Annotated in this window: 1 protein-coding gene; it reads left to right on the top strand. The window is 57.1% G+C overall.

Features of this window, described 5'->3' with window-relative positions:
* Positions 1-92: 92 nt before the first annotated feature.
* On the top strand, positions 93-1,038 hold a 946-nt coding region (locus SJI03_RS28740; protein ID WP_322429450.1), incomplete at its 3' end, for an IS481 family transposase.

Below are 1,038 nucleotides of genomic sequence, written 5' to 3'. Positions count from 1 at the left end.
TGTGATGTTTCAATAGGTTGTTGTGGTTCATTCGGATTGGATTTGAGACACTGGAAATCGCCAAACCCCCAGTTCTCAAGGAAACCAACCGAATGAACATCCATAAGAATGCCCGATTAACGCTGATTCGTCGAGTCGAGATGGTCGAAGACGTACTACATCACCGCCTGCCGGTCTGCCAGGCCGCTGTCCGCTATGCCGTGAGCGAGGCGACCGTGCGCAAATGGCTGGGGCGCTTCCTTGCCGAAGATCGGGATGGTTTGATGGATCGCTCGTCGCGTCCCGCGCATAGCCCTTTGGCTCTGGACGCAGGCAAGGCGCTGACCGTTGTCGAGCTACGCAAGAAGCGCATGACGCAGGCCAGGATCGCCCAGTACCTGCAGATATCGAAGGCCACAGTTAGCCGTGTGCTGGCGCGCGCCGGCCTCTCCAAACTGAGCAATCTCGATCCCGTCGAGCCGGTGCAGCGCTACGAGCATGCAGAACCAGGCGACCTGATTCATATCGATACCAAGAAGCTCGGGCGCATTGAAACCACCGGCCATCGTGCGACGGGAGACCGGCGAGACCGTACGCGCGGCGCCGGCTGGGAAGTCTTGTTTATCGCCATTGATGACCATGCCCGCATCGCCTTCACGGAGCTCTATCCTGACGAAACCCAGGAGAATGCCAACCGATTCCTCGCCAATACCCACGCCTATTTCTGCTCACTCGGGGTGCGTCCCAAAGCGTTGTTGACCGATAACGGCTCAGCCTTTCGCTCCAAGTCATTCAAGGCCACTTGTAGCCAGATAGCATTGAAGCACCGCTTTACACGGCCCTATCGGCCACAGACCAATGGCAAGGCCGAACGCTTCATCCAGTCAGCCTTGCGCGAATGGGCTTACGGCTTTGTTTATAACAACTCACTGGAGCGGGCCAACATGCTCAAAGAATGGAACCATCACTACAACTGGCACCGGCCGCATCAGGGCATTGCTGGCAAGGCCCCAATGTCACGGCTCAGATCCGGCCAGAATAACCTCTTGCAACTTCACA

The organism is Janthinobacterium sp. GMG1 (genome assembly GCF_034427795.1).
In the GTDB taxonomy this organism is placed as follows: domain Bacteria; phylum Pseudomonadota; class Gammaproteobacteria; order Burkholderiales; family Burkholderiaceae_D; genus Janthinobacterium.
The sequence above is the reverse complement of the archived record's forward strand: the minus strand, read 5'-3'. Positions and strand labels throughout refer to the sequence as shown.